General features: G+C 70.1%; 20 protein-coding genes, 3 tRNA genes and 1 pseudogene. 14 read left to right on the top strand and 10 right to left on the bottom strand.

Translation table 11 applies throughout. From position 1 onward, the window contains the following. The 3 genes from OO54_RS23340 to OO54_RS23330 all read right to left on the bottom strand — a co-directional run. Nucleotides 1-1,118, bottom strand: a 1,118-nt coding sequence (locus OO54_RS23340) for an ABC transporter permease (protein WP_033206075.1), incomplete at its 3' end; no start/stop codon positions are given. A gap of 95 nt (nucleotides 1,119-1,213) precedes the next feature. Continuing rightward, nucleotides 1,214-2,653 (bottom strand): FGGY family carbohydrate kinase, encoded by a 1,440-nt coding sequence (locus OO54_RS23335; protein WP_033206073.1) that lies wholly within the window; start codon nucleotides 2,651-2,653, stop codon nucleotides 1,214-1,216. A gap of 50 nt (nucleotides 2,654-2,703) precedes the next feature. Continuing rightward, entirely contained in the window at nucleotides 2,704-3,015 is a 312-nt protein-coding gene (locus OO54_RS23330) for a hypothetical protein (RefSeq protein ID WP_033206070.1), read from the bottom strand. A gap of 135 nt (nucleotides 3,016-3,150) precedes the next feature. Here OO54_RS23330 and OO54_RS23325 point away from each other — a divergent pair. The 3 genes from OO54_RS23325 (at nucleotide 3,151) to OO54_RS23315 (ending at nucleotide 3,543) form a co-directional block, all read left to right on the top strand. After that, nucleotides 3,151-3,223 (top strand) — tRNA-Asn (locus OO54_RS23325). Between the two features lie 5 nt (nucleotides 3,224-3,228). Next, nucleotides 3,229-3,304: transfer RNA gene (locus OO54_RS23320), tRNA-Asn, on the top strand. A 162-nt stretch (nucleotides 3,305-3,466) separates the two neighbouring features. Beyond that, nucleotides 3,467-3,543 (top strand) — tRNA-Ile (locus OO54_RS23315). A gap of 470 nt (nucleotides 3,544-4,013) precedes the next feature. Here OO54_RS23315 and OO54_RS45920 read toward each other — a convergent pair. The 3 genes from OO54_RS45920 to OO54_RS23300 all read right to left on the bottom strand — a co-directional run bounded on the left by OO54_RS45920 (nucleotide 4,014) and on the right by OO54_RS23300 (nucleotide 5,811). Continuing rightward, complete coding sequence (locus OO54_RS45920) at nucleotides 4,014-4,490, bottom strand: BAR domain-containing protein (protein WP_051787130.1); 477 nt, start codon at nucleotides 4,488-4,490, stop codon at nucleotides 4,014-4,016. Between the two features lie 348 nt (nucleotides 4,491-4,838). Next, nucleotides 4,839-4,961 (bottom strand): hypothetical protein, encoded by a 123-nt coding sequence (locus OO54_RS48370; RefSeq protein WP_267888953.1) that lies wholly within the window; start codon nucleotides 4,959-4,961, stop codon nucleotides 4,839-4,841. Nucleotides 4,962-5,517: 556 nt separating this feature from the next. After that, on the bottom strand, nucleotides 5,518-5,811 hold the full coding sequence (locus OO54_RS23300) for a hypothetical protein (protein WP_033206064.1): 294 nt from the start codon (nucleotides 5,809-5,811) through the stop codon (nucleotides 5,518-5,520). A gap of 575 nt (nucleotides 5,812-6,386) precedes the next feature. Here OO54_RS23300 and OO54_RS23290 point away from each other — a divergent pair. The 8 genes and pseudogenes from OO54_RS23290 to OO54_RS23255 all read left to right on the top strand — a co-directional run bounded on the left by OO54_RS23290 (nucleotide 6,387) and on the right by OO54_RS23255 (nucleotide 12,976). Beyond that, nucleotides 6,387-6,941, top strand: a complete 555-nt coding sequence (locus tag OO54_RS23290) for a Uma2 family endonuclease (RefSeq protein WP_033206059.1) — start codon at nucleotides 6,387-6,389, stop codon at nucleotides 6,939-6,941. A 32-nt stretch (nucleotides 6,942-6,973) separates the two neighbouring features. Further along, nucleotides 6,974-8,122 (top strand): hypothetical protein, encoded by a 1,149-nt coding sequence (locus tag OO54_RS23285; protein WP_157856505.1) that lies wholly within the window; start codon nucleotides 6,974-6,976, stop codon nucleotides 8,120-8,122. A gap of 44 nt (nucleotides 8,123-8,166) precedes the next feature. Next, nucleotides 8,167-8,884 (top strand): annotated as a pseudogene (locus OO54_RS48820) (Tn3 family transposase); the annotation flags it as partial. 113 nt (nucleotides 8,885-8,997) lie between these two features. Next, nucleotides 8,998-9,903 (top strand): ABC transporter ATP-binding protein, encoded by a 906-nt coding sequence (locus OO54_RS23275; RefSeq protein ID WP_033206054.1) that lies wholly within the window; start codon nucleotides 8,998-9,000, stop codon nucleotides 9,901-9,903. Beyond that, nucleotides 9,900-10,646 carry an ABC transporter permease gene (locus OO54_RS23270; RefSeq protein ID WP_033206052.1) on the top strand — a complete coding sequence of 249 codons (747 nt, stop codon included), beginning with the start codon at nucleotides 9,900-9,902 and terminating at the stop codon, nucleotides 10,644-10,646. The genes OO54_RS23275 and OO54_RS23270 overlap by 4 nt, the downstream gene beginning before the upstream one ends. Before the next feature lie 17 nt (nucleotides 10,647-10,663). Beyond that, complete coding sequence (locus tag OO54_RS23265; protein WP_051787127.1) at nucleotides 10,664-11,992, top strand: sensor histidine kinase; 1,329 nt, start codon at nucleotides 10,664-10,666, stop codon at nucleotides 11,990-11,992. Further along, nucleotides 11,985-12,626, top strand: coding sequence for a response regulator (locus OO54_RS23260; RefSeq protein WP_033206049.1), 642 nt, complete (start codon nucleotides 11,985-11,987; stop codon nucleotides 12,624-12,626). Before OO54_RS23265 ends, OO54_RS23260 begins: the two co-directional genes overlap by 8 nt. Nucleotides 12,627-12,718: 92 nt before the next feature. After that, nucleotides 12,719-12,976 carry a recombinase family protein gene (locus tag OO54_RS23255; protein ID WP_033206048.1) on the top strand — a complete coding sequence of 86 codons (258 nt, stop codon included), beginning with the start codon at nucleotides 12,719-12,721 and terminating at the stop codon, nucleotides 12,974-12,976. A gap of 77 nt (nucleotides 12,977-13,053) precedes the next feature. On the opposite strand, the gene tatA is transcribed toward OO54_RS23255, so the two are convergent. Both tatA and OO54_RS23245 read right to left on the bottom strand, forming a co-directional pair. Then, complete coding sequence (tatA, locus tag OO54_RS23250) at nucleotides 13,054-13,323, bottom strand: Sec-independent protein translocase subunit TatA (RefSeq protein ID WP_033206045.1); 270 nt, start codon at nucleotides 13,321-13,323, stop codon at nucleotides 13,054-13,056. Nucleotides 13,324-13,366: 43 nt separating this feature from the next. Next, nucleotides 13,367-13,942 carry a TerD family protein gene (locus OO54_RS23245; protein WP_033206042.1) on the bottom strand — a complete coding sequence of 192 codons (576 nt, stop codon included), beginning with the start codon at nucleotides 13,940-13,942 and terminating at the stop codon, nucleotides 13,367-13,369. Between the two features lie 205 nt (nucleotides 13,943-14,147). On the opposite strand from OO54_RS23245, the gene OO54_RS23240 reads away from it, so the two are divergent. From OO54_RS23240 to OO54_RS23230, 3 genes are all read left to right on the top strand, one after another. Next, on the top strand, nucleotides 14,148-14,552 hold the full coding sequence (locus OO54_RS23240) for a BlaI/MecI/CopY family transcriptional regulator (protein WP_033206040.1): 405 nt from the start codon (nucleotides 14,148-14,150) through the stop codon (nucleotides 14,550-14,552). Nucleotides 14,553-14,556: 4 nt separating this feature from the next. Next, on the top strand, nucleotides 14,557-15,486 hold the full coding sequence (locus OO54_RS23235) for a M56 family metallopeptidase (RefSeq protein ID WP_033206038.1): 930 nt from the start codon (nucleotides 14,557-14,559) through the stop codon (nucleotides 15,484-15,486). 128 nt (nucleotides 15,487-15,614) lie between these two features. Next, nucleotides 15,615-16,262: a hypothetical protein gene (locus OO54_RS23230; RefSeq protein WP_157856504.1), complete on the top strand. Its 648-nt coding sequence runs from the start codon at nucleotides 15,615-15,617 to the stop codon at nucleotides 16,260-16,262. 91 nt (nucleotides 16,263-16,353) lie between these two features. Here the strand turns inward: OO54_RS23230 and OO54_RS23225 are convergent, their stop codons facing one another. Together OO54_RS23225 and OO54_RS23220 are read right to left on the bottom strand one after the other, a co-directional pair. Next, nucleotides 16,354-16,809, bottom strand: a complete 456-nt coding sequence (locus tag OO54_RS23225) for a tellurite resistance TerB family protein (protein ID WP_033206036.1) — start codon at nucleotides 16,807-16,809, stop codon at nucleotides 16,354-16,356. Between the two features lie 184 nt (nucleotides 16,810-16,993). Next, complete coding sequence (locus OO54_RS23220; RefSeq protein WP_033206129.1) at nucleotides 16,994-18,022, bottom strand: sporulation protein; 1,029 nt, start codon at nucleotides 18,020-18,022, stop codon at nucleotides 16,994-16,996. Between the last annotated feature and the right edge of the window lie 123 nt (nucleotides 18,023-18,145).

The raw sequence follows: 18,145 nt of genomic DNA, 5'->3' as shown, positions 1-18,145 counted from the left end.
CCGCTGCCGGTGGAGCCGATGATCGCGGTGGTCTCACCGGGCCGGGCGACGAGCTCCACGTCCGTGAGGACCGGCTCCTCCGCGCCCGGATACCGGAAGTCCGCGCTCCGGACCTCCAGGTGCCCGCGGCGGCCGAGGGTCGTCACCGGCTCGACCGGCGGCACGACGCTCGACTCGGTCGCGAGGACCTCCTCGATGCGCTCCGCGCACACCTCGGCCCGCGGCACCATCATGAACATGAAGGTGGCCATCATGACGGCCATGACGATCTGCATCAGATAGGCGAGGAAGGCGGTCAGCGCGCCGATCTCCATCCCGCCGCTGTCGATGCGGTGCGCGCCGAACCAGACCACGGCCACGCTGGAGACGTTCACGACGGTCATCACGACCGGGAACATCAGCGCCATCAGCCGGCCGGTCGCCATCGACACGTCCGTCAGCTCGGCGTTGGCCCCGCGGAACCGCTCCTCCTCGTACCCGTCCTTCACGAAGGCCCGGATCACCCGGTTGCCGGTGATCTGCTCGCGCAGCACCCGGTTCACCGTGTCGAGGCGCTCCTGCATGGTCCGGAAGAGCGGCCGCATCCGCCGCACGATCAGCGAGACGGAGACGGCGAGGACCGGCACCACCGCGAGCAGGACGCCCGAGAGGGGCACGTCCTGGCCGAGCGCCATCACGATGCCGCCGACGCACATGATCGGTGCGGAGACCATCAGGGTGAACGCCATCAGGACCAGCATCTGGACCTGCTGCACGTCATTGGTCGTACGGGTGATCAGCGAGGGCGCGCCGAACTGCCCGAGCTCCCGCGCGGAGAACGACTGGACTCGGTCGAAGACCGCGCCTCGGATGTCGCGGCCGACCGCGGACGCCGTCTTGGCACCGTGGAACACGGCCCCGACGTTGCAGACGACCTGCACGACGGACACGCCGATCATCAGCGCGCCGAACCGCAGGATGTAGCCGGTGTCCCCGTTCACGACACCGTTGTCGATGATGTCGGCGTTCAGGGTCGGCAGGTAGAGGCTCGCGCACGTCTGGAGGAACTGGAGCAGGACGAGCAGCGCGATGGGTTTTCGGTAGGGCCGCAGATGGGTTCGGAGAAGTCTTATGAGCACGGCTCCACTATCGCCCGCGTCCCTGTGACGTTACGACTCGGTCAGGCGCGTGTCCGGGGGTCGGCGGCGAACCCTGGCGAAGACTTTGCGAACCGCTATCCGCCGAACGCCCCCGGGTGGATCTGCTCGCGCGTGGCCGCGTACTGCTGCCGCACCGCCTGGCCCGCCGACAGCTCGTCGCCCGGCTCCAGGATCTGCGCGGCCGCGCCCTGCCAGGCAGGGGGAGCGGACGGCGACAGGGTGCCGCGCGCCGCGCCGAGGGCCCAGGCGGCCTGCCGTGCCGCGCCGAGCGCCGCGTAGTCGGCCGGCTGGGGGACGACGACCTGGGCGCCGAACAGCGCCGGTGCGAGCGCCTGTACGGCCGGCAGCGAGGCCGCGGCGCCGAGCAGGAAGATCCGCCGCACCTCGACGCCCCGCCCGCGCAGCACGTCCAGGGCGTCGCCGAGGGCGCAGAGCATCCCCTCGAACGCGGCCCGCGCCAGGTGCTCGGGCTTCATCGACTCGCGCCGCAGCCCGCTGAGCGTGCCCGCGGCGTGCGGCAGGCTCGGGGTCCGCTCGCCCTCCAGATAGGGCAGCAGGACGAGCCCGGAGGCGCCCGGGGTCGACTTCAGGGCGAGCGCGGAGAGTTCTTCGAGCGATTCGGTGCCCAGCATCTCGGCGGTGCCGCGCAGCGCCCGTACCGCGTTGGAGGTGTGGACGACCGGCAGGTGCATGCCGGTGGCGTCGGCGAAGGAGGTGATCATCCCGTTCGGGTCGGCCAGGGCCTCGTGGTGCACGGCCATCACGGAGCCGGACGCGCCGAGCGAGACCACCGCGTCGCCGGGCCCCAGACCGAGACCGAGGGCGGCGGCCATCGTCTCGCCCGTGCCGGCGGAGATCAGCAGGCCCTCGGGGGTGGTGCCGGCCGCCTCGGCCGGGCCCAGGACCTCGGGCAGCACGGCCTGGTGGCCGAGCGCCAGTTCCACCAGATCGGGGCGGTAGGCGCCGGTCCGGGCGGACCAGTAGCCGGTGCCGGAGGCCGCGCCGCGGTCGGTGGTGCGGCGGGCCGGCCGGCCGAGGAGCTGCCAGACCAGCCAGTCGTGCGGCTGGAGGATCATCGCGACCCGGCGGGCGTGCTCGGGTTCGGTGCGGGCCAGCCAGCGCAGTTTGGCGACCGCCTGACCGGGGCCCGGGACGCAGCCGACGGCCTCGGCCCACGCCTGGCGGCCGCCCAGCGACTCGACGAGATCGGCGGCGGCCACCTGGGCCCGCTTGTCGTTGCGGACGAGCGCGGGCCGCACGAGGCCGCCCTGTGCGTCGAGCGGCACCACTCCGTGCTGCTGCGCCGAGACGCCGATGGCCTCCACGCCCTCCAGGATCCCGCCGGTGGCGGCCTCCCCGAGCGAGAGCAGCCACGACTGCGGATCGACGTCGACGGCCTTGGGTTCACCGGGGTGCGCGGCGTACCCCTGGCGCAGTACGGCACCCGTGTCCGTGTCACAGACGACGATGCGTGTGAACTCAGCAGAGCTGTCCAGTCCGGCGACTATCCCCATGACACATGATTCTGCCGCACGCGGGGGCGATGCGGGCGCCCCGGACGCGTTCAGGTGTTGCTGGTGCCCCAGTCGTCCTCGTCGACCTTCCCGTTCACCCGGCCGCGCTCGCGCAGCGCGTGCACCCGGTCGGTCACGGAAGCGGGCAGCCGGTCGCCCACCTTGTCGCCCACGAGGTGCGCCGCCTTGCCCGCGACCTGGCGGCCGGTCTGCGTGGCGGACTCGGCGGCGTTGCGCACCGCCGGGTTCTGGGCGAAGTCCTTCGCGGACTTCTTCATCTGCTCGTAGCGCTCGCGTCCGGCCCGCGTCCCGACCACGTAACCGAGGGCTAGTCCCACGACGAACGTCAGCTTGTACCGCACGGCTGCGATCCTTCCCTGGAGGCCCTGGGGATACCGATTGGCGGAGCACCCCCCTGCTTGCGCTAATGTATGTCTCGCAGCGAGCGAGCGCCCTCCCGGTCAGCCGGACGGGGTCCGTTCGGTGCAACGCAGCAATCCCCTGTAGCTCAATTGGCAGAGCAGCCGGCTGTTAACCGGCAGGTTACTGGTTCGAGTCCAGTCGGGGGAGCGCGATCCCCTGTAGCTCAATTGGCAGAGCATTCGGCTGTTAACCGGAGGGTTACTGGTTCGAGTCCAGTCGGGGGAGCCACACGAAGAAGGACCCTTCGGGGTCCTTTTTCGCGTCTCCGGGAACCGCGCACGGTCCTGTGAGGTCTTCATGGTCAGCAGAGCCGATCTTCCGGAGCAGGAGATCGTATGAGCGGCTATGCTGCGGCAGACGGCGCGCACACATGTACGCGCCTCACCGTTCGGGGCGGTAGCTCAGCCGGTTAGAGCAGCGGACTCATAATCCGTCGGCCGTGGGTTCGAGTCCCACCCGCCCCACCAAAGAAAAACGTTCTGACCTGCGAAAACGCCCCTGGAGGGGTGGCTTCGCGTGTGGCGATCGCCTCGTATCGGTGTGGCGAAACGAGCGGCCCTGGCCTGCCTCGCCGGCCCCGACCTTCTTGCCCTGGGGTTTCAGGTGGAGCGTGGGTGTGGAGCCGCGACGATGGTCCCACGGCGACCCCACGGCCCCTGGGTGTGACACGCCGCACACTGCGCCGAATTTCTGCCTCCTTGTCGGTACCCCTTCGCCTCGTCGGTCAGTTGGGCGCTGAGGGTCGGTCCGGCGTCGTTCGCGGAGGTGGTCGCGGTGGGGTTCACAGGAGCCTCGTTGGTTCCCTCGCTCCCGCAGCCTGGGCCTTGCCCTGAGGCGACGAAGGTGGGCCGGCAGACCGGGACCATACGCAGGGCCTGTCGTTCGGGTATGTGGGCGTAGCCCTTCAGTGGCCACACCGAAAGGTGTCAGTACGCCGTCAGGTAGACCCGCACGCGATTCTCCGCGACCTCGCCGATGTGGATCTCGATGCCCTGGATATGGCGCCGCCTTGAGTCGCCGACGCAGGGCGGACACGCACCTCCAGCAGGATGCCGCGGGTGACCGGGTCGAGGCTCTGCCACCAGGCGGGGACGTCCTTGCGGTCCTTGGGCATGTCGGCGGCCTTGCCGGCCTCCTCAAGGGACGGATAGGGGCTGTCCTGGGGGCTCCGGTTGAAGCCGTTGAAGGTCCCGTCGATGGGGTCGGAGTCGAGGACGGCGGCATCGAGGGCCATGCGGATGCCGTCGTCGGCGTCGGTGACCGCCTTGACCGCTTGGACGAGCTTCTCGGCCCACTCGTTCGCCCGGGTACGGGCGGTCTGCTGGAAGTCGGGGTCGTGAGCGAGCACCGTACGTTCGGCCTGCGTGAGCTGTGCGGTGTCGAAGACGACGGTGCCCTGGTCGGAGACGCGCATGCCCGCCTTGACGGCGTCGTCACGGATTGCCTTGAGCCGGCCCTGCAGGTCGGTGAGCTGCGTGTGCGCGTCACGCAGGACGCCGGCGACGGCTTTCGCCTCCTTCTGTGCCCCCTGGAGCTCCTTCAGGGTGATGGTGAACCTTGTCGTTGGCGGCCTGGGCGCTGAGGCCGATCCATGACTCGCCGAGCGAGATGCCGTGGACGTCCCTCTCGTACCGGTTCTCCAGCGTCTTGAACCGAGTGGCCATCTCCTCCCACCTGCCTGCGGCAGCCGTGAGTCCGGACAGGTCCGTCGTCAGGACCTCGTGGTGTGTCGGCATGTCTCCCCCTGGAATCAGCCGGCCGGTCAGATGCCGTCGATCCGCGACTGCCGAGCCAGGCGCGCGGTGGTGTCGAGTTCGTTGCTCTGGAAGCTGATTCCGGTCGCGCTCAGGGCCTGCTTCTCCGAGGACAGGCGCCCGAGCAGCATCCTGATCTGCTTCTCCCAGGTCTCCTGCGTCCTCTTCAGCGCGCTGGACGTGTCCCAGCCGTGGCCGTCCTTCGGCCCGAACTCCTTGACTGCCGCGTTCGTGCTCTCGGCGGCGTGCTTGCCGTCCCGGGTGACCCCGGCTCCACGTCCTCGCCGATCGCTTTCGCCGCCGCCTTCTTGGCCGCCGGACTGGAAGCCAGGACACGCGGGGTGGCTGAATCGCGCCCCGGGGCATGGCGGGAGCGGCGAAGGCGCGCACGTGGCCTCGAAATTCGGTGGCCTCGACTCCCCGACGAGCAGCGCGGACCTTAGTCCGGCATGCGTTCGGCGTCATCCGAGGCCCGGGGAAACGGGACGTCGGGCCAACGCCTGGCAACCCAGACATCGAGGCCGACCGCAAGAACGGCGTCGATGAAGACCTGTGGCGGCCGGTAGCCGTGATCGGCGATACAGAGCGTGGAGAAGTCCGACTCCCGGTCCGTGAAGGCACCCTCGTGTGCCCGCACCCCTCGGGCGGTAGCAAGCGATGCCTTGACGCAGCTTCGTGGGAGCACGCTCAGTACTCGTCCAACTTCAGCCACGGCTCGATCCCGAGCTCGCCGGCTTCGCTGTCCATCGTCTTCTCGCTCAGACGCTCGTTCGCGAACGCCAGGGTCGACGTGCTCTCCGCGCTCCCTTCGAGGATTGCCGTACGCGAGGTCGCCACAGCCTCGGCCCACGCCTCGGCGGCGTCTGCGAACTCCTGGGTCTTGGCGGGCGCTCGGTTCGCGTACTTGCGGAGGTTCTCCACCTCGCTCTGTGCGACCAGCTTCACGCTCTCGACCTCGGTGCGAGCGTCGCCCGCGTCCACGGCCTTGGACTCCAGCTTGATCTCGTCGCGGATGTTGTCGACGGAGGTCCGTATGTCGCCGATGGACTTGTCCGCCTCGGGATCGTCACCGCACGCGCGAGCAGGTCGCCGCCGTCCAGCTGTCGCCGACTACAGCGACCTGCCGCGTGCTGTTCTGCGGCGGAGCGAAGGCGGTGTCGCGGCAGCCGGCGGAGGAGGACATCGACGGCCACGGAGCCTCGACGGTGACCGCGTTCCGTGGTGCCTTCGGCCAGGACCGGCGTGATGAGCCGCGGAAGGTGCCGAGGGCCTGGCCAGTCGCGCTGGTGAGGAACCTGCTGATGCCGATCGGTCCGGCGCTACGTCTGCGATCTGGAGGCGGCGAGCGCTGACCGGGGGTTCCGACGTGTGGGCGGTACGAACGGACCGAGGGGCCGATGGCGGCGGAAAGCGACGGGTCGGCCCCCGGGGCGAGGCCGGCGACGCTCATGCCCGGATCACGGTCCTCGGACCCAGGTGTCTTCAGGTTGGCGGTGACGCTCGCTGTTGGCGCGTGTTTCGACCGTATTCTGGGAGGCGACGGGAAGGAGCCGCTGATGAGCGTCGAGGCGATCATGCACACCGAGTTCCCCGAGGGATACACGGTCTTCTTCGGTGCCGACGGGAAGGTGATCATGACCCCGCAGAGCCTGGAGCACTCCAGCACGATCAAGTCGCTGCAGTACGACACGATCGTGTCGCTCGGGCGTCACGCGAAGACCGTCTCGGACGTCTACCTCGACTTCCCGGCAGACGAGAACTCCGCTCCCGATCTCGCGATCCTTCGCGAGGACGCGCAGAGGCAGGGCAAGCGCTACAGCTTCGAGGACGTCCTGCTGATCGCGGAGGTGGTGTCGGTCTCCTCCGCGCGCAAGGACTACGACGACTGCACCGCCAAGTACGGCCGCTACGGCATCCCCGTCTACCTTGTGGTCGACCCGTACGCGGCGGAGGTCGTCGTCCACACCCAGCCGACCGGAACCGGCTACATCGCGGCGCACACGCACAAGTACGGCACCGGCAAGCTCCCCATCGAGCTGGCCGACGGGCGCACCTTCACCCTCGACCTGGACGAGCTGCCCCGGCCCGAGCCGGAGACCGGCGCGCGCTGACGAGCTGCTGCTGGTGGCCGGAAGCAAGCCGCGTGTCAGAGGCCGTCATTAGGGTGCGGGGCGTGAATGACGCTTCCCGGCCGCGACCGGCTGTCGATGATCTTGCCCGGCTCGTTCCGGCGGTCGTCCCCCGTGAGGAAGCCGACGCGGAACTGGTGGTGATCGGGGAGCGGTACTGGGCGTTCGCCGGTTTCGCGCCCGAGCTCGGCACTCCCGTCTGGTGCGAGAGGGCCAAGGACATCGACACCGCCGGCTGGGGACACCAGGTCTACGCCGTTGCCGCGGCCGGTGTTCGAGCCGTGGTGGCCGGACGGCTGTGCCCGCAGTGCGGGGGCCCGCTCAGTCTCACCTCCCGAGCCGCCTTCCAACAGGTCTGCGACGGGTACGCCCCTGTCTGCGTGGACTGCAACGAGTCGTTGACCGCTGCGGTGCGCGTCATTGTCGATCCCGCGCGGAAAGCCAAGCGCGAGGCCGCAAAAGCCAAAGCAGAAGAGCGGAACGCCGTCGACTCCGCCCATGCGCGCTGGAAGCAGCTCCAGCGGGAAGCCGTTGCCGAGGAGTACGCGGCCGTCTTCCCCTCGAAGACGGAGGTACCCGCCTCGGGGGTGCGGGAGATGGTCGGCGCGCTGGCCCTGCTGCGCTACGCCCCGTCGACTTCTCCCATCGCCGGGGTCGGGTCCTGGCCCGACCCGCTGTATCCGGACAACGGCAAGACCGGCTCGCTCCTCGGAACGCTGATCCGGGCGGACCTCCTGAGTATCCATTCCTCCAGCCCTGTGACCGCGTTCGTCTGGGAGCCGGCGACCTTCGAAGAAGCCCTGCGCGAGGCCGAGGGAGATGTGGACGCCATCGGCACGCCCCGGCTGTCCGGCGGCTTCTACCCGACGGTCGCCCATTACTGCCATCCGTGCGGTGGCGGAGCCGCGCAGAGGAACCCCCGGGCTCCACGCGCGCATATGACTACGCGCGCCGTCAACCGGTTCGAGACCGACGTGCAGCGGGCGGCCGCCGACCCGGACTGGGAACTCAAGCCTTTCGCCGCGATCACGGGGCACGGGCCGACGGCCGTGATCGCCTGGCTGAACTCCCAGCCCGACGCCTGGGATCCGTACCTCGTCGCCGCTGCCGGGCGGGCTCGTGAACTCGGCCGGAGCGGGCTCCGACCGCGGTTCGCCGCGTGAGCCGAAGGGCCTGCTGACATGGGCGGGTCAGGGGCGGTAGACCACATGTGGAGCGGAAGAACGTCTGCATCTACTCCCAGCTCAAGAGCTGTTCCTCCTCCGAGGTAGCGGCGATGACCGAGGGCTCTTGCGGCACTGCACCGATGCCGAGATCGAGTCGAACTACGTCGACACCCACGGCGCCTCGGTGGTCGGGTTCGCGTTCACCGAGCTGCTCAACTTCCACCTGCTGCCGAGGTTGAAGACCATGGGCAGCATCCGCCTGTACCGCCCCGACGACGACCCGCCCGGCTGGCCGGCCCTTGGCGCCCCCTCACCCGGGCCATCAAGGGGGACCTGATCGCCCAGCAATACGACCAGATGGTCACGTACGCCACCGCCCTGCGCCTGGGCACGGCGGAGGCCGAGCAGGTGCTGCGGCGCTTCACCCACGGCGGCCCCAAGCACCCCACCTGCGTCGCCCTCGAAGAACTCGGCCGCGCCGTGGGCACCATCTTCGCGTGCGACTACCTCGCCAGCCCCGACCTGCGTCGCGAGATCCACGGCGGGCTCCAGGTCGTGGAGAACTGGCACAGCGCCAACACCGTGCTGCACCACGGCAAGGACAGCGCCCTCACAGGCCCGGACAAGGAGCACGCCGAGACCTCGATGCTCGCCCTGCACCTGCTCCAGAGCAGTCTCGTGCCTCTCAACACGCTGCTCCTCCAGCAGATCCTCACCGAACCAGCCTGGGCGAAGAAGCTCACGGACGAGGACCCGCGTCCTCATGCGGTCTCCGTCAGCCCCTCGTCGTACCGCCATCGGCCGATCGGCTGATGGCGGTACGAGCGCGATGGCCGATACCCCACGCCGCCCGCCCCGGCCATCCTTGAGCCATGCCCGTGATCGAAGTTCAGGACCTACGCAAGGTTTACGGTGGTAGGAGGGTCGTCGACGGTGTTTCCTTCACCGTCGACGAGGGGGAGATCTTCGGAATCCTCGGGCCCAACGGCGCCGGCAAGACCACCACCGTCGAGTGCATCGAGGGCCTGCGAACCCCTGACGCGGGCCTCGTACGGGTCGCGGGGCTCGACCCTGTGGCCCGGCACGAAGACGTCACTCGGCTGCTCGGCGTCCAGCTCCAGCAGAGCGAGCTTCAGCCGAAGCTGACCGTCGGCGAGGCGCTCGACCTGTATGCCTCCTTCTACGAGCGGCCCGCCGACTGGCGTGTCCTCGTCGAGCGGCTGGGTCTCGAAGGACAGCTGCGAACCCGGTTCGGCAAGCTGTCCGGCGGGCAGCAGCAGCGGCTGTGCATCGCGCTCGCCCTCGTGGGCAACCCGCGTGCCGTCGTCCTGGACGAGCTCACCACCGGGCTCGACCCGCGCTCCCGGCGCGAAACCTGGGCGCTCATCGAGGACATCCGGGCCGGCGGGGTGGCCGTTGTGCTCGTCACGCACTTCATGGAGGAGGCTCAGCGCCTCTGCGACCGGATCGCGGTCATCGACAACGGCCGGCTCACCGCCCTCGACACCCCTGCCGGGCTCATCGGCCGGACGGCCACCCCCCGGACCATCGCCTTCGCCGCCGACACCCGGCTGGAACGGGCCGAGCTCCTCACCCTTCCCGGGGCGCTGACCGTGACGACCGAAGGCGGCCAGACCGTCGTGACCGGCACCGACGCCACCGTCGACGCCTTCGTCTCGCTGCTGGCCCGCCACGCCGTCACCGCCCGGGGCCTACGCATCACCGACGCGACCCTCGACGATGCCTACCTCGACCTGACGGGAACCGACCAGTCATGACCGCTGCCACCCGCGCCGTCCTGCGCACCGAGGTCCGGCTCTTCACCCGCGAACCCGGCACCCTGTTCTGGGTGATGGCCGCGCCGACCGTACTTCTGGTGATCCTCGGCCTCATCCCGTCCTTTCGCGAGCCCTCCGCCGACATCGACGGCGGTCGCCGCGTGATCGACGTCTACGTTCCCGTATCAGTCCTCTTCGCCTTGATCATGGCCGGGCTCCAGGCCATGCCGCCGGTTCTCGCCGGCTACCGGGAGCGCGGCGTCCTGCGCCGGATGTCCACCACCCCGGTCCGCCCGGCCGCCCTCCTTACGGCCCAGCTCGCCCTGCACGCCGCGGCGGCACTCGTCTCCGCCGTCCTCGTGATCACGGTCGGCCGACTGGCGTTCGACGTCGCGCTGCCCGGAAACGTCCCTGGTTACGCACTGGCCCTGCTGCTCGCCACGGCCTGCGGTCTCGCCCTCGGCGCGGCGGTCTGCGCGGTATCCCGTACACAGAAGATCGCCACGGCGATCGGCACCGCCTCCTTCTTCCCGACCATCTTCACCGCAGGTGTCTACATCCCGGTCCAGGCCATGCCCGATACGCTGCGGCAGATCATCCAGTTCACGCCGTACGGTGCCGCCTCCGGGGCGCTCGACGAAGCTGCGGGCGGCGTCTGGCCCGGCTGGTTCGCGCTCGGAGTGATGGCACTGTGGACGGTCGTGCTGACGGGGGCTGCGGTCCGCCGGTTCCGCTGGGAGTGACGGAGAGTGCGTACGAGATGACGACGGTCGATGAACGCTGGCAGCAGTTCTTTCGCTGGGGCCCGTACCTCTTCCTCGCCCTCGCCACACTCCTTGCCGGGGTCTCGGCCGACGAGCTCATGACCGGCCCGTCGAAGGTGGCCGCCGGCACCCTGATCGCGGCCGGTCTTGCCCTCCAGCTGTGGTGGACCACCTACCAGCGTGCCCTTCCGGCTGCTGTCCGCCCCGCTGCCGCTCACTCGCAGACCTGCGCAGCCGCCACGGTCCAGGCCGCCCCCGTCGTGCTCGTCCCCGGCGCCCCCAGCACCGCCTCCACCATCTACTTCCTCCTCCGCACCGCGCTCGCCTTCGCGCTGACGTGGCTCAACCCTTTCTTCGCCATCTACGCCTGCGTCGGCTACTTCGACGCCGTCCGCCTTCTGCCGCCCCGGCCCGCCGCTACCCGGGCCGGACTGCTCGCCGTCGCCGTCCCCATGGCCGGCTCCCAATCCGGCGGGCTGCCGCCTTCATCCACCCTCCAGTGGATCGCGTTCGGCGGCCTGTTCGCCCTCAACGCCGGCATCGCCCTCGTCCTCTCCCAGTTCGGCGCCAAGGAGGACGAGAAGGCCGCCGAACGCGCCGCCACCATCGCCGAACTCGCCCGCGCGAACGCCCGCCTGGAGCAAGCACTCGCCGAGAACTCCGCCCTTCAAGCACAACTCCTCCTCCAGGCCCGCGAGGCGGGCGTCGCCGACGAACGGCGCCGGCTCGCCGCCGAGATCCACGACACCATCGCCCAGGGCCTGACCGGGATCACCACCCAGCTCCAGGCCGCTCTCGGCACCGCCGAACCCGCACAGGCCCGCGTCCACCTGCAGCGTGCCGCCGACCTCGCCCGGCGCAGCCTCCGTGAGGCCCGCCACTCCGTGCACAACCTCAGCCCGGTCGCCCTGGAGCACGACCCGCTCCCCGACGCGTTGAAGAAGACCCTGGCTGTCTGGTCCAAACGCACAGGCATCACCGCCCGGTTCACCGCCACCGGCACCCAGGAGCCCCTCCACGACGAGGTCGCCGCCACCCTCCTGCGCATCGCCCAGGAGGCTCTGGCCAACGCCGAACGCCACTCCGGCGCAACCCGGGCCGGCGTCACCCTCTCCTTCATGGGCGACGAGGTCACTCTGGACATCCGCGACGACGGCCACGGCTTCGACCCGGCCGCACTCCCCACCCGCACCCACACCGCCGGCTTCGGACTCGCCGGCATGCGCGCCCGCGCCGAACGGCTGGCCGGGACCGTCGCCGTCGAATCCTCACCAGGCGAGGGAACCGCGATCTCCGCCCGCGTACCGTTGGTGCGCCATGACTGACATCACCCTGCTCATCGTCGACGACCACCCCGTCGTACGGGACGGGCTGCGCGGCATGTTCGCCGCAGCCCCGGGCTTCACCGTACTCGGGGATGCGTCCGGCGGCGCCGAGGCCGTCGACTTGGCCCTTCACCTCGAACCGGACGTCGTCCTGATGGACCTGCGCATGCCCGGTGGCAGCGGCGTCGATGCCATCGCCGAACTCGCGCGCCGCGGCTCGCGTTCCCGGGTCCTCGTCCTCACCACGTACGACACGGACACCGACACGCTCCCCGCGATCGAGGCAGGCGCGACCGGCTACCTCCTCAAGGACGCACTCCTCGAGGAGCTCCTCGCCGCCGTGCGGGCCGCAGCCGAGGGATATGCCGTCCTCTCTCCGGCTGTCGCCTCCCGGCTGGTCAGCGCCGCACGCGGCCCTGCCGCACCCGTCGACGAGACCCTCTCGGCCCGCGAGCGCGAGGTCCTCACCCTCGTCGCCCGAGGCACCTCCAACCGCCGGATCGCGGCCGAGCTCTTCATCAGCGAAGCCACCGTCAAGACCCATCTGACCCACATCTACGGCAAGTTGGGCGTCAACGACCGGGCCGCCGCGGTTGCGGCCGGATACGACCAAGGCATCCTTGGCCGGACCTGACGGCCGCGCAGACCAGAGCGCGACGGCACCCTCAAGTGATCACGAACCCGCAGGTGGGCACTGCCGACAGCTCGTGTCGGGACTGAACGTCGGTGAACGGTCCGGCCGGTGGATTCCGACACCTGCTCATCGGCCACGCGCGGGTCTCGACCGCCGACCAGAACCCCGATCATCAGCTCTCCCGTTCGGTGCTGCACCTGGTGACCCTCGGCGCGGACCCGCGCGAGCGCGGGATCGCCCTGCACGTCATCGAGCAGGGCATCGACACCTCCACGATGGGGGGCCGGGCGTTGTTCGGGATGCTGTCCGTGCGCGCCGAGCTCCACCGCCCCGCGGCCGCCGGCCCCTGACCGACGTCTGCAACACCTTCCGTGAGCTCGCTGTCGGCTGAACCGGCGGCTCATCCTGCACGGAGGCGTTCTCGGCCTCAAGGACGGGTGTTCCCTGCGGCGGGGCCGGAGGAGGCTTCAGGGCGCTGGTTGTCGGGCTGGGCGGCCGGGTCCTGGACGGGGCGGTTCTCGGTGACCTGGTAGGTGGCCTGCTGGTCCGGGGTGCCGTCGGCCTTCATCGCCCTGGTCTCGCTCTTGAGGATGCGGGCCGCCTTGCCCGCGCTACGGGCGAGGTCGGGCAGCCTCTTGGCGCCGAGGAGCAGGATGACGACGATCAGGATGATCGCTATCTCGCTGATTCCGAACACGGTGTTGTTCCGTTCTTTGGAGGGGGCTGTCTCGCTCGGTGTCTCAGACGTTGACGCCGAAGTCAGCCGCGATTCCGGCGAGCCCGGCGGCGTAGCCCTGGCCCACGGCCCGGAACTTCCCTTCGGTGTCGTGGCGGTAGAGCTCGCCGAAGATCATCGCGGTCTCGGTGGCGGCGTCCTCGGAGAGGTCGTAGCGGGCGAGTTCGGCGCCGTCGGCCTGGTTGACCACGCGGATGAAGGCGTTGCGGACCTGGCCGAAGCGCTGGCCCCGGTTCTCGGCGTCGTGGATGGATACGGGGAAGGTGATCTTCGTGATGTCGGCGGGCACGGCGGCCAGGCCGACCTTGATGGCCTCGTCGTCGCCGTCGCCCTCACCGGTGAGGTTGTCGCCGGTGAGGGCGACCGAACCGTCCGGGCTGGTGAGGTTGTTGTAGAAGACGAAGTGCCGGTCGGAGGCGACCTTCCCCGTGTCGTTCAGGAACAGGGCGCTCGCGTCGAGGTCGTAGTCGTTCCCGGTGGTCGTGCGGACGTCCCAGCCCAGGCCGACCAGGACGGCTGCCAGCCCCGGCACCTCCTTGCTCAGCGAGACGTTGCCGCCCTTGGAGAGGTGCACACCCATGTCGTCTTCCTTCCCGGCCGGCGCGTGCTGGAGCCTACAAATCTACAATGATGTAGAAGATGCGGGAAGGGTGGAGAACGGGACCCCTCGCTTCCCGACGGCGTCGCCGGCCAACTCCACGCGAACGGAAGCGGGCGGATGCGTATCGTCTCAGTACGATGAACCGCCTCACACGGGCGGATCGAGTCGACGGGAGGGCGGCGGAATGACGAAGGCCGAGCGGGAGGGCCGCGACACGTCTCCCCGGCGGCGGGGCCAGGGCGAGCTCGAAGCGCAGGTGGTGGCCGCATTGCGCCGGGCGCCGGGCGCACGCACCGCGGGATGGGTGCAGGAGCAGCTCGGCGGCGATCTCGCCTACACGACCGTCATCACGATCCTGACCCGCCTGCACGCCAAGGGCGCTGTGAGCAGGGAACGGGTGGGCCGGTCGTTCGAGTGGACGGCCGTCTCGGACGAGGCTGGGCTGGCGGCACTGCGGATGCGGAAGGTCCTGGACGGCGAGGCGGACCGGGAGACGGTGCTGGCCAGGTTCGTGACGGCCCTCTCACCCCGCGACGAGCGTCTGCTGCGCGATCTGCTGGCTCAGGAGCCCGCGGAGGGGGAAGACTGACCGCATGGGGGTCTTCGTCTTCCTGCCGCTGGTCCTGCCCTTGACGGCATGGCCGGTCGCACGCCTTGCCGAGCATCACTTGCATCCGCGGATGGCCACCTGGCTGCTGACCGGCGTCTCCGGCGTGCTCGCCGTGTGCAGCACGCTGTCCCTGGCACTGCTGATGGTGGTCGGCACCGCCCAACTGCCCGGCAACCCGCTGCCGGACGGCTGGTCCGACCCCGAGGTCCGCGAGGCCGTCCCCTACGACGAGATCGCGGGAAAGGCCGCCATCCCCACCCTGATCCTCGTTCTCGCCTCCTGCGCCAGGGCCACCTGGCGGCACCGTCGCGTACGCCGCCGTGCCGGCCGCGCGCTGGAGGGCCTGCCTGCGACGTCGGTGGTGGTGCTGCCCGACGCGAACCCGTACGCGTACGCCCTGCCGGGCCGGAAGGACCGTGTCGTGGTCACGACCGCGATGCTCTCGACCCTGACCGGCCCGGAGCGGCGCGCGCTGTTCGCCCACGAGCGCGTCCACCTGACCGCCCGCCACCACAGGTTCCTGCTGACCGTGCAGCTCGCCGCGCGCGCCAACCCGTTCCTGCGGCCCCTGCGTACGGCGGTCGCCTACACCACCGAGCGCTGGGCGGACGAGGAGGCCGCCACCCGGATCGGCAGCCGCCGCGTCGTGGCCCGGGCCGTCGGCAAGGCCGCGCTGATCTCCCGTGGCGCGCCTTCGGTGCCCCTCGCGGGATTCGCCTCGGCCGGCCCCGTGCCCCGCCGCGTGGCCGCTCTGCTGGGCCCCGCTCCGGCCGCACGCCTGTGGCCGTCCTTGTTCACCAGCGCGGGCCTGGCGGCGTGGGGGGCGGCGGCCGGCACCACGCTCTCCGCGCTGTCGTCGGCGAACTCGGCCGTCACACTGTTCGTGATCCTGAAGGCAGCGACCCCGCTCTAGCTCCGCACGAGTTCGTGGGGGGCTCGGTGGTTGAATCCGCGGGTGGACTTCGACGAAGAACCGCGGGGCGAGTCAGTCTCGCCAAGGGCGGCCAGGCGCGGATATCCCTCGACAAGGGAGACCGTGGCTTGACGGTCACGGCTTCACTGCAGTGGAACGGTGGCAGCGCGGAGCGCCGTGCGCGGGGCGCGGATCTTGATCTCTACGCGCTGTTCGTGCCGGCTGACGCGGCTGTGCGCAGCGCCGACCACGCACCCGGTCATGTCTTCCCGCAGATTCAGCGCGGTCTGTTCCGCAACAAGAACAGGGACGAGGCCAAGGCCCTGCGAGCGGAGCTCGTCACCCGTACCGATGCGTGCCAGGCCATCTACTACAAGAACCTCGGCAGCCTGCGGGAACCGCCGTACATGCAGCTGAGCGGCGACGCGAAAGCGCCGGGCGAGGAGACGATCAGCATCGTCCGCCCGGGCCGGCAGGGGTACGCGTTGATCTGCGCGTACAGCGCGGTGAGCAACGGCGTGGGCGGTTTCCGCGGTTATGGGGCGCAGGTCGTCGTCACGGACGGGCGCGGCTCGGTGGTGACGGTGCCGCTCTACGAGGACACGAGCACGTCGTACTGGGCGGCCATCGCCTTCGTCGACTTCACGGATCCGCAAGGGGTGTCCATCAGCCACGTCGAGCGCTACAGCAGGCGGTTCACGGAGAAGCGGCCGGTACTGCACACCGACGGCACGGTGCTGATGGACGCCGGGCCGACGGAGTTCAAGCGCCGTTGATCACCGCGCTCTGCGGCACCGCGCTCGACGCGGGCCCGAGGGGAGGCAAGGACCCGCGACGGCGGTACGGGCCCCTCCCTCGGCAAGCGGACTACAGGTCGAACTCGTGCGGGGGGAGGTCGAGGGCGTAGCACGCCTCCCGTACGACCGCCTGCTCGTCCTTGTCGAAGTCGCCGTCGGCGCCGCCGATGATGATGCCGATCTGGATGACGGCGCGGGCCTCGGCCGGCTTCTTCTTCGCCTTCGCGACCTCCTGGAGGACGCTGACCTTGCCGAAGTCGAAGTCGGCGGTGAGCTTGTCGCAGTTGGCGTCGAAGCGGCGCTGGAGGTCGTCCCCCGGGAAGTTCCGCAGTACGTCGTTGCTGATGATGAGCTGGGCGACCTTCTGGCGCTCGGACGGGTCGATGCTGCCGTCGGCGGCGGCGACGAGCGCGCACATCGCCATGCTTGCGTCACGGAAGGCGCCGCTCTTCAGGTCGTTCTTCTTCGCCATGAGCTGGGTCTGCATCGTCGATGCAGACTCCTTGAAGCGGTCCCACAGGGCCATCTTCGGACCTCCGTTACATGTCGGAGGCGGTCCGGGCCGGATGGGGACGGTCCGGACCACCCACATCTTCTACGTTGATGTAGAAGCTATCAGGTGCCGGTGGCGCGGTCGGTGCCGTTCCGGTCGACGCTCCGGAAACCTCGCCGCAAGGGAGGCGGCCTCCTGGGCGGGTCGCCTGCTGGCCTCAGCCCTCGTCGCCCTCTTCCTCCTCGTCGCCTTCGAAGAAGTCGCCGATCTCGTCGACGGCTTCGGCCGCGACCATGCCGCCGACGACACCGACGGCGAGTCCGGCCGCACCCACCGCGGCCACGGTTCCCATGCCGGGGCCGGAGTGGTGGCTGTGCCCGTCACCGTGGTGGCCGTGGTGGTCCTTGTCGGCGTGCGGGGTTCCGTGGCCGTAGGCATCGTGGGACCCGTACGGGGAGGGTGAACCGGACGAGGCACGGTGCTCGACGAGCTGTCGCATCCAGGACTCGACCTCGGCGTTCCAGTCGACCTGGTCGACGCCGTGATGGCCGACCGTGTACCGGTTGACGGTGTCGTGGCCCTCGGAGGGGAATCCGCCGCGCTTGTCAGCCTCCAGGACGACCTCCATTCCGGCCGGGCCGGCGAGGAAGGTCAGCTCGATCTCGTTCACCTGGTGCGCGTACCGGGGTGAGGGAGTGACCTCGATCTCCTGGTAGAAGGGCAGCTGCTGGCCCGTCCCCCGGATGTGCCCGAGTTCGAGGTCGGCCGACTTGAAGCCGAAGCCGAGTCGGCCGAGGGCTTCGAGGACCGCTTCCTGGACCGGCAGGGGGCGTACGGCGAGTGGGTCGAGGTCGCCCTTGTCCTTCCCGCCGGCGATGCCGAGTTCGGTCCGTACGCCGAGGGCGATGCCGAGGCCCTGGCCGTACAGCTCGGTGATCGGAGTCTCCCACGGCAGGGGGAAGGAGAACGGGACGCTACGCAGTTCACCTTCGGTGAGGCGGAAGTTCCCGCCCACCACCTGCCGGTGGAAGGCCACCGCCCCCTCTGACTCCCCGCCGTCGTGTTCGGCCTCGACGTGGGCCACGAGCTCCAAGGTGATGTGCTCGACGGTGAAGTCGGCGCTCCCGCCCTTGAGGTGGACCTGCCCGCTGAGCGTTCCGCCCGGCGTCACCGAGCCCGGGTCGAGGACTGTGTCCACTGACGGGCCGACGACCCCGAGCGAGCTGAGCAGCCTCTTGAACACCATCGTGGCGTTCACTCCTTCGTTCGTACCAGTGGTTCGGATGCCGTCGGCGCCGCGGGTGGGGTGTGGGGCGCCGGCGGCGGTATGCGGGTTACTTCGTCGGGTGTGGAGCGCGGCGAGCGTGCG

The organism is Streptomyces wedmorensis, from assembly GCF_000716445.1.
GTDB lineage: Bacteria > Actinomycetota > Actinomycetes > Streptomycetales > Streptomycetaceae > Streptomyces > Streptomyces wedmorensis.
Note: the sequence above shows the minus strand (reverse complement) of the source record. Positions and strands in the feature narration are given on the sequence as shown.

Excerpts from the sequence above, each read along its gene's own strand:
- OO54_RS23335 (WP_033206073.1), bottom strand. The coding sequence starts at position 2,653 with ATGGGGATAGTCGCCGGACTGGACAGCTCTGCTGAGTTCACACGCATC.
- OO54_RS45920 (WP_051787130.1), bottom strand. The coding sequence starts at position 4,490 with ATGCGCGTCTCCGACCAGGGCACCGTCGTCTTCGACACCGCACAGCTC.
- OO54_RS48370 (WP_267888953.1), bottom strand. The coding sequence starts at position 4,961 with ATGCTGCTCGGGCGCCTGTCCTCGGAGAAGCAGGCCCTGAGCGCGACC.
- OO54_RS23290 (WP_033206059.1), top strand. The coding sequence starts at position 6,387 with ATGAGCGTCGAGGCGATCATGCACACCGAGTTCCCCGAGGGATACACG.
- OO54_RS23275 (WP_033206054.1), top strand. The coding sequence starts at position 8,998 with ATGCCCGTGATCGAAGTTCAGGACCTACGCAAGGTTTACGGTGGTAGG.
- OO54_RS23270 (WP_033206052.1), top strand. The coding sequence starts at position 9,900 with ATGACCGCTGCCACCCGCGCCGTCCTGCGCACCGAGGTCCGGCTCTTC.
- OO54_RS23265 (WP_051787127.1), top strand. The coding sequence starts at position 10,664 with ATGACGACGGTCGATGAACGCTGGCAGCAGTTCTTTCGCTGGGGCCCG.
- OO54_RS23260 (WP_033206049.1), top strand. The coding sequence starts at position 11,985 with ATGACTGACATCACCCTGCTCATCGTCGACGACCACCCCGTCGTACGG.
- OO54_RS23245 (WP_033206042.1), bottom strand. The coding sequence starts at position 13,942 with ATGGGTGTGCACCTCTCCAAGGGCGGCAACGTCTCGCTGAGCAAGGAG.
- OO54_RS23240 (WP_033206040.1), top strand. The coding sequence starts at position 14,148 with ATGACGAAGGCCGAGCGGGAGGGCCGCGACACGTCTCCCCGGCGGCGG.
- OO54_RS23235 (WP_033206038.1), top strand. The coding sequence starts at position 14,557 with ATGGGGGTCTTCGTCTTCCTGCCGCTGGTCCTGCCCTTGACGGCATGG.
- OO54_RS23225 (WP_033206036.1), bottom strand. The coding sequence starts at position 16,809 with ATGGCCCTGTGGGACCGCTTCAAGGAGTCTGCATCGACGATGCAGACC.
- OO54_RS23220 (WP_033206129.1), bottom strand. The coding sequence starts at position 18,022 with ATGGTGTTCAAGAGGCTGCTCAGCTCGCTCGGGGTCGTCGGCCCGTCA.